Genomic DNA, 1,144 nt, shown 5'->3' on the forward strand with positions numbered 1-1,144 from the left:
TCGATCCTCATGACCCTGAAACGGGGTTGTGTGTGAGTGTGTGTTCGCGTCCACTAGCCGGTTTTCAGACCAACAACCCCACCCCGTGGTGTGGGGGGTTCACGGGGGTTGAAGCCTCTTCTTCTTTTTTACAGGTGGGCCTCTCTTTTCTTTATATGTGGGCCTTCTTCTTTGTAGGCGGGGGTCTACCCGGAGTGCCAGGTTCACGGCCGTGGTCTTCAGAGCGATCACATGTCTTTGAGGTGCTTTTGTCGAGGCTGACAAGAGGTAAGGACATGCACCTCCATCTATATCTGCTACACAATCCACCAACCTTGCGTCCACTGATCTAGTCCATCCCAGGCGACCTGTTCTTGCTATACCTTGTGGAGTTCTTTGTAGCAGGATCCATCTTCTATGAGAGTATCGGAGTAGCAGTGGTTTTTCTGTGACTGCTGTACATCCGTGCCGAGTTGAGGTGTTCCATGGCAAAGAAAGTTGTTGTTGAATCGTTCGAGCTAGACCATGATGCGGTGGTTGCTCCATATATTCGTCAGGCAGGCGACAAGGAAATTCCTGGTGGTGGTCGAGTCTGTAAGTACGATCTCCGATTCACGCAGCCCAACACGGAGCCATATCTGCCGATTGAAACGGCGCACAGCATTGAGCACATCTTGGCCTTTACGCTGAGGGAGTTCTCGGATGACATTATTGGGGTTTCGCCTATGGGATGCCTTACCGGTATCTATGTCATCACCACAGGGAACATCGATACTGCAGAGAAGATGAAGGACATCGTGATCCCGGGCTTGAAACGTCTGTTGGAATTTGATGCGGTGCCTGGTGCTGAATCCTCGAAGAGTTGCGGTTCCTATCAGTTGCACGATCTCGAGGGAGCTAAGGCTGCAGCGCGTAAGTTCTTGGCAGGTGAAGAGTCGCTGCTTTCTGTGTTTGGAGATTGATTGATAAGCGGTCAATGAGAGGGGGTGCGTGCGTAACGCGCCCCCTCTTTTTTATTTGCGACGAGTGGATCCGTTCCGGCATCACATTCGGTCTTGTGGGGTGTTGGGTGGTGTGTGTCGTTGGGTGTGGGTGTTTGCTGGGTTTGATTCTGGTGGATGAGTGGGGTAGAGTTTTTACCCGGCCCGCTTGACGGGACGAACTC

1 protein-coding gene is annotated in these 1,144 nt (G+C 52.3%); it reads left to right on the forward strand.

The features are described 5' to 3' along the window. The first annotated feature begins 464 nt into the window (after positions 1-464). Complete coding sequence (locus ACFSYH_RS14900) at positions 465-941, forward strand: S-ribosylhomocysteine lyase (protein WP_377468259.1); 477 nt, start codon at positions 465-467, stop codon at positions 939-941. Positions 942-1,144 lie beyond the last annotated feature (203 nt).

The organism is Populibacterium corticicola (genome assembly GCF_042683685.1).
GTDB classification, from domain to species: domain Bacteria; phylum Actinomycetota; class Actinomycetes; order Actinomycetales; family Cellulomonadaceae; genus Timonella; species Timonella corticicola.